The 6,117-nt window shown below is 40.5% G+C and carries 7 protein-coding genes and 1 pseudogene; all 8 read left to right on the top strand.

Annotation, left to right across the window (positions count from 1 at the left end):
• The first annotated feature begins 33 nt into the window (after positions 1–33).
• Positions 34–1,345: pseudogene (gene der, locus MAQA_RS07020) on the top strand (ribosome biogenesis GTPase Der).
• A gap of 21 nt (positions 1,346–1,366) precedes the next feature.
• Entirely contained in the window at positions 1,367–2,383 is a 1,017-nt protein-coding gene (locus tag MAQA_RS07025; RefSeq protein ID WP_036072536.1) for an NAD(P)H-dependent glycerol-3-phosphate dehydrogenase, read from the top strand.
• Between the two features lie 180 nt (positions 2,384–2,563).
• Positions 2,564–3,550: a tyrosine-protein phosphatase gene (locus tag MAQA_RS07030; protein WP_036072538.1), complete on the top strand. Its 987-nt coding sequence runs from the start codon at positions 2,564–2,566 to the stop codon at positions 3,548–3,550.
• Between the two features lie 403 nt (positions 3,551–3,953).
• Positions 3,954–4,229 carry an HU family DNA-binding protein gene (locus MAQA_RS07035; protein ID WP_036072540.1) on the top strand — a complete coding sequence of 92 codons (276 nt, stop codon included), beginning with the start codon at positions 3,954–3,956 and terminating at the stop codon, positions 4,227–4,229.
• 210 nt (positions 4,230–4,439) lie between these two features.
• A complete protein-coding gene (locus MAQA_RS07040) occupies positions 4,440–4,736 on the top strand; it encodes an NfeD family protein (protein ID WP_036072542.1) in 297 nt (98 codons plus the stop codon).
• Positions 4,737–5,693: a flotillin-like protein FloA gene (gene floA, locus MAQA_RS07045; protein WP_036072544.1), complete on the top strand. Its 957-nt coding sequence runs from the start codon at positions 4,737–4,739 to the stop codon at positions 5,691–5,693.
• A gap of 17 nt (positions 5,694–5,710) precedes the next feature.
• Positions 5,711–5,863: a hypothetical protein gene (locus MAQA_RS14560; RefSeq protein WP_159099962.1), complete on the top strand. Its 153-nt coding sequence runs from the start codon at positions 5,711–5,713 to the stop codon at positions 5,861–5,863.
• A partial coding sequence (locus MAQA_RS07050; RefSeq protein ID WP_036072546.1) for a hypothetical protein occupies positions 5,860–6,117 on the top strand: 258 nt, incomplete at its 3' end. The genes MAQA_RS14560 and MAQA_RS07050, both read left to right, overlap by 4 nt.

A 6,117-nucleotide genomic window follows, 5' to 3' on the forward strand; every position in this document is an offset into this window, starting at 1 on the left:
ATAAACTAGGAATGAAAAAGAAGGTGAACATAGATGGTTAAACCGGTAGTAGCGATTGTGGGCCGTCCAAATGTCGGCAAATCTACTATTTTTAACCGGATCGTCGGAGAGCGTGTTTCGATCGTTGAAGATGTTCCGGGTGTGACAAGAGACCGAATTTACAATACAGCGGAGTGGCTTGGAAAAGAGTTCAATATTATTGATACGGGAGGAATTGACCTTTCAAACGAACCTTTTTTAGAACAAATCCGTGCACAAGCTGAAATTGCGATTGACGAAGCAGATGTTATCATTTTTATCACAAATGGTCGAGAAGGCGTAACGGATGCTGATGAACAAGTGGCGAAAATTTTATATCGTTCGAAAAAACCTGTCGTTTTGGCGGTTAATAAAGTAGATAATCCTGAAATGCGTGACCAGGTATATGACTTTTATTCACTCGGTTTTGGTGAGCCTTATCCAATTTCAGGGTCACATGGTCTTGGTCTTGGTGATTTGCTGGATGAAGTTCGAAAGCACTTTCCAAATGAAGAAGAAGATGAATACGATGATGATGTCATCAAATTTTCTTTAATTGGTCGACCAAATGTTGGGAAATCTTCGCTTGTTAATGCTTTTCTTGGAGAGGATCGTGTCATCGTTTCTGATATTGCAGGAACCACGCGGGATGCGATTGATACGAGTTATAGCTTTGACGGACAAGAATATGTGATGATTGATACGGCAGGGATGCGAAAAAAAAGGAAAAGTTTATGAAACAACGGAAAAATATAGTGTGCTTCGGGCGATGCGAGCAATTGAACGCTCAGATGTTGTTTTAGTCGTCTTAAATGCTGAAGAGGGTATTCGTGAACAAGATAAACGAATTGCTGGTTATGCGCATGATGCTGGTCGAGCAATTATTATTGTTGTGAACAAATGGGATGCGATCGAAAAAGACGAAAAAACGATGAAGGCCTTTACAGAAGACATTCGCGAGCAGTTTCAATTTCTTGATTATGCACCGATTGTGTTTGTATCCGCGAAAACGAAACAGCGTCTAGCGAACATTTTCCCGTTGATTAATCAAGTGAGTGAAAATCACTCCCTTCGTGTGCAATCAAGCATGTTGAATGATGTGATCAGCGATGCCGTTGCTATGAATCCAGCACCGATGGATAAAGGAAAACGACTGAAAATCTTCTACACCACTCAAGTAGCTGTTAAACCGCCTGCCTTTGTTGTGTTTGTGAATGAACCTGAACTTATGCACTTTTCATATGAACGCTTTTTGGAAAATCGAATTCGTGAGGCATTTCCATTTGAAGGAACTCCAATTCGTGTAATACCACGTAAACGTAAGTAAGCTTTTAGGAGGATGATTTTCGTGACAAAACAAAAAGTAGCAGTTTTAGGAGCAGGAAGCTGGGGGACAGCACTTGGAATGGCTTTGAGTGATAACGGGCACGATGTCGTGCTTTGGGGAAATCGTGAAGATATTGTGGATGAAATCAATCAAAAACACCACAATTCGCACTATTTGAAAGAAATTCAGTTGCCGAACGGATTAAGAGCAACCCTTTCACTTACAGAAGCTTTAGCTGATGCGTACTTAGTAGTTTTAGCCGTTCCGACAAGTGCCATGCGTGAAGTGGCACGCCAAGTGGATGCTGAACTTCGTGCACCGCAAATCATTGTCCATGTTAGTAAAGGAATTGAGCCTGAAACCAATTTGCGGATGTCAGAAGTCATTGCTGAAGAGATTTCTCTAGAAAAGCGCAAAGGGATTGTGGTTCTTTCTGGCCCTAGTCATGCGGAAGAAGTGGCTGAAAGACATCCTACAACACTTTGTGCAAGCTCTGAAAATGATGAGCTTGCGTGCCTTGTTCAAGATGTCTTTATTAATAATAACCTGCGAATTTACACGAATCGAGACGTGATCGGTGCAGAAATTGGCGGAGCTTTGAAAAACATCATCGCACTTGGCGCGGGAATCTCAGATGGCCTTGGATACGGGGATAATGCGAAAGCGGCTCTTATGACGCGTGGAATGGCTGAAATAACACGCCTAGGAGTTGCCGTGGGTGCAGATCCACAAACTTTTTATGGGTTAACGGGTATCGGTGATTTGATTGTTACTTGTACGAGTGTCCATTCCCGCAACTGGAGAGCAGGAAACAAGCTCGGACAAGGCGAGAAGCTTGATAAAGTGCTTTCTGATATGGGAATGGTGGTTGAAGGTGTTCGCACTGCAAAAGCCGTGTTTGGCTGGGCTCAGGAGCTTAAGATTGATATGCCGATTTCAAGGGCGATTTATGAAGTCCTCTTCCTAGATAAAGATCCTGCGGAAGCAGTGGATTCGTTAATGGGACGAAAGAAAAAAGAAGAAAAGGAAACTTTTTAATTGGAAACCTTTTGAGACTCTCTAGTCTTAAAAGGTTTTTTTTGTGGCTCAAGCAAGATTTGTCAAAGTTGTGTCAAAAAAGCTCCGAAAAGATATTTTTTAGTTTCTGGATTTTATTCATTTGTGAAAAAGTTTCTGCACTTATGCTAAAATAAAAAAGAACTAAGGAGGCTAGCAAACATGAAAGTAACACGAGATAATAATTATTACGTAATTTCTTGGGAAAACAGTGAAGCACCCGCCGGAACAGTACTTTATGAGAGTTTTCGTCCTCGGAAAGATGAAACAGCAAACAAACTTACAGTCATTCAAAATGGAGAAAACTCATTTCAAGCGGCGATTAAGTCAGAAAAACGGACTTATTTTATGCTTGAAAAACCAAACGGCGAAAGGAAAACAGCTGCTGAACGCATATTAGCAGTTCCAGGAGTGTTCAATTTTCGTGATTTAGGCGGCTATCTGAATCGCTCTCAAAAAACGGTGAAGTGGGGCATGCTGTATCGTTCAGGGAGCCTCGCTAAGCTTACGAAAGCTGGTGAAGAAAAGCTACAAGAACTAGGAATTCACTGGATTTGCGATTTGCGCAGTGAAGCAGAAGTGCAAGCGGCTCCGACACCTGTTATAAAAGGGATTCAAAATAAAAATATTCCTATTGGTGCGGCTAAAAATGAACTGAAAGGGCAACCTAAATTGGAGCTCCCGTCAGATCATACGGTTTACGAGCCATTAATGGGGGATAGTTATAAAGTTTTTATTCATTCAACAAAGGACTACTTTACAATTTTTAATGCGTTATTAAAACCACAAGGAACCCCGTTTTTATTCCACTGTACGGCTGGAAAAGATCGGACGGGGATTCTTGCTGCTCTTTTGCTCCATTTACTAGATGTTCCTGAAGAAACGATCTTTAAGGATTATGAGATTACTAATGAATTTACGGAACAAATTCTAGAAGAAGTTGGAGCGCTTGCAAACTCTTTTTCAGCACAAGAAGAAAAGGTAGCGCTTGAAACTTTTCGGCCCATGGCAGAAGCGCGTCCAAGCTATTTGACGATTGCTTTTGATGAGATGAAGCGGACGTCGGGTTCTGTGGATCTTTTTTTGGAAAAAGAAGTGGGGATCACAAGTGAAATGAAGCAAAAATTGCAGGGACTATTGTTAGAATAAAGTAGGCGCAGAATCCTAGATTTTTCAGGTAATGAGCTCATTTTTGGCGCGTTTTTTTATGAAAAAAGAACCATTTTTTTTATGAAAAGGTGGTTTTACTTGCTATTCTAAGCCTTCTCGGTTAGTATACTGGGTAACAGGTTGGTACTATCACGTTTATAAGTTTATTTCAAAAGCTAATAATGTGAAGTTTTAGTGTCAATTTGGGGTTAAACCTTGCAGTATCAATGATTATGTGATAATCTTTTATCAGAAATACTGTAAATGCTTGTTTTAAAGCCGTTTCGGTCTTAATTGAACAAAAAATCTCTTACAGATAAAGATAATTTGGGAAAGAAAAACAGCCAAATAATAATTAAGACCTGATTATTTTGGATTATCCTTTGAGGGAGGTGAAATAACAATGGCAAACAAAACTGATTTAGTAAATAGCGTAGCTGAAAAAGCGGAACTTTCTAAGAAAGATGCTGCTAAAGCTGTAGAAGCTGTTTTTGAAACTGTTCAAGAAAAACTTTCTAAAGGTGAAAAAGTTCAACTAATTGGTTTCGGTAACTTCGAAGTTCGTGAACGTGCTGCTCGTAAGGGTCGTAACCCACGTACGAAAGAAGAAATCGATATCCCAGCTAGCAAAGTGCCAGCATTCAAACCTGGTAAAGCGCTTAAAGATGCTGTGAAATAATTACATACAACTTTAAGCCAATAGCTGCTCGCTTGCACATTTGTGCAGGCGGGTTTTTTGTTATGTATTCGGTTCTGGATGTGATTTAATTTTTGAAAGAAGAATTTTCAGTTTTTTCACTAAAAATACATAAAAGAATTGTAAAACCCAGCCATTTAAGTTATTGTTAATACAAGGGGTTAGGCTCGTTTTTGAAAGTGGGTGGCAAACATGACAGATCAATTTTCTGAAGATGAAATCGTTTATGGGGACTCTTGGGGTCTTGTACACCGCGGTGTTTTAGAAGATCGAGAAATTGAAAGAATGAAAGCGCTACGAGATAAAGTGTTTGGTAAAAGTGGTGTAGCTGTGACAACCATGAAGCCTATTGGACGTGTTGAAATAGAGGGGGAAGTCTATGAAGCGCGACTTGAAAACGGATACTTGGATGTGCGCACACCAATAACAGTCATTGGAATTGATTTTGGTTATTTGTTAGTAAAAGAATTAAAGATGGAGGCGAAGTAAATGTTTTCAGGGTCGTTTATTATTATTGCTGTAGTTGTTATAGTCGTACTTATTGTGTTCTTATCACTTGTACCAATCGGATTGTGGATTAGTGCTATTTCTGCTCGAGTACCTGTTGGAATCGGAACATTGATTGGAATGCGCTTGCGTCGCGTTGTTCCTTCGCGTGTCGTAAAGCCGCTTATTAAAGCAGTTAAAGCAGGGCTTGAACTTGAAGTCAATCAGCTTGAGAGTCATTATCTAGCTGGTGGGGATGTAGATAATACGGTAGATGCGCTGATTGCTGCACACCGAGCAAATATTGAACTTGATTTTAGTCGTGCTGCTGCGATTGACCTTGCAGGGCGTGACGTTTTGGAAGCTGTTCAAACTTCAGTTACGCCAAAAGTGATTCGGACTCCAGAATTTACTGGGGTTGCACAAAATGGAGTAGAGGTAAAAGTTATTACACAAATTACAGTTCAATCAAATATCGAACGAATTGTTGGTGGTGCCGGAGAAGATACAGTTATTGCCCGGGTTGGGGAAGCAGTTGTTTCGACAGTCGGGGAAACACGTGAGCACACAGATGTTCTTGAAAATCCAAATAGCATTTCGAAAAAAGTTCAGGAACAAGGGCTTGGGGACGGTACGGCTTATACCATTCTTTCAATTGATATTGCAGAAATGCGGATTGGCGATAATATCAAAGCAAAACTCGATATTGAAAAAGCCAACGCAGATATGGAAGTTGCCCAAGCGGCGGCTTCGAAGCGTAAAGCAGAAGCGATTGCGCTCGAACAAGAAAACCGTGCAGCAGTTGTTGCGGCTGAAGCTGAAGTACCACGTGCGATCGCAACCGCTTTTGAAAACGGTACACTAGGCGTAATGGATTATTACAAGATGGAAAATGTGCAATCAGATACACATATGCGTGATTCGATTGCTGGAGACAATAAACCAGAATTTCATGAGTAAGAAAGAAGGTGTCTCTTATGCCATTTAATTTAGAAGATTTTTTTGATAATATTTCTGGGTTTATTCCCGTTTTGATTATTATTGGCGGAGCTATACTGTCACTATTCTCTAAACAAGAAAAGAAAAAAAACAAGTACAAAAAAAACAGACGCCCAAGAAAAATCCGGTGAAGCCTCTTCAAACTCGTGTGGAAAAGGTAAAACAACCAGTTTCATCTGGGACATTTAAAACAGGGCAGTCAAAACCAAAACAAACGGCAATCAAAACTTCAAAAGTTGAAACGCCAAAAGCACGAGAGGTTTATCGTGAAGAGGCAAAGCGGCTCCAGAAAGCGCATCCTGCCCCTGTTACTGTCGCAACTAATCCGCAAGCTAGAAAACAAGCTGAGAAGACGCTACAGGGTCTTGATTTAAAGCGTGCGATA

This window comes from Listeria aquatica FSL S10-1188, assembly GCF_000525795.1.
GTDB lineage: Bacteria > Bacillota > Bacilli > Lactobacillales > Listeriaceae > Listeria > Listeria aquatica.

Bases quoted from the DNA above. Each gene is read 5' to 3' on its own strand.
- MAQA_RS07030 (WP_036072538.1), top strand. From the start codon at position 2,564: ATGAAAGTAACACGAGATAATAATTATTACGTAATTTCTTGGGAAAAC.
- MAQA_RS07035 (WP_036072540.1), top strand. From the start codon at position 3,954: ATGGCAAACAAAACTGATTTAGTAAATAGCGTAGCTGAAAAAGCGGAA.
- MAQA_RS07040 (WP_036072542.1), top strand. From the start codon at position 4,440: ATGACAGATCAATTTTCTGAAGATGAAATCGTTTATGGGGACTCTTGG.
- floA (WP_036072544.1), top strand. From the start codon at position 4,737: ATGTTTTCAGGGTCGTTTATTATTATTGCTGTAGTTGTTATAGTCGTA.
- MAQA_RS14560 (WP_159099962.1), top strand. From the start codon at position 5,711: ATGCCATTTAATTTAGAAGATTTTTTTGATAATATTTCTGGGTTTATT.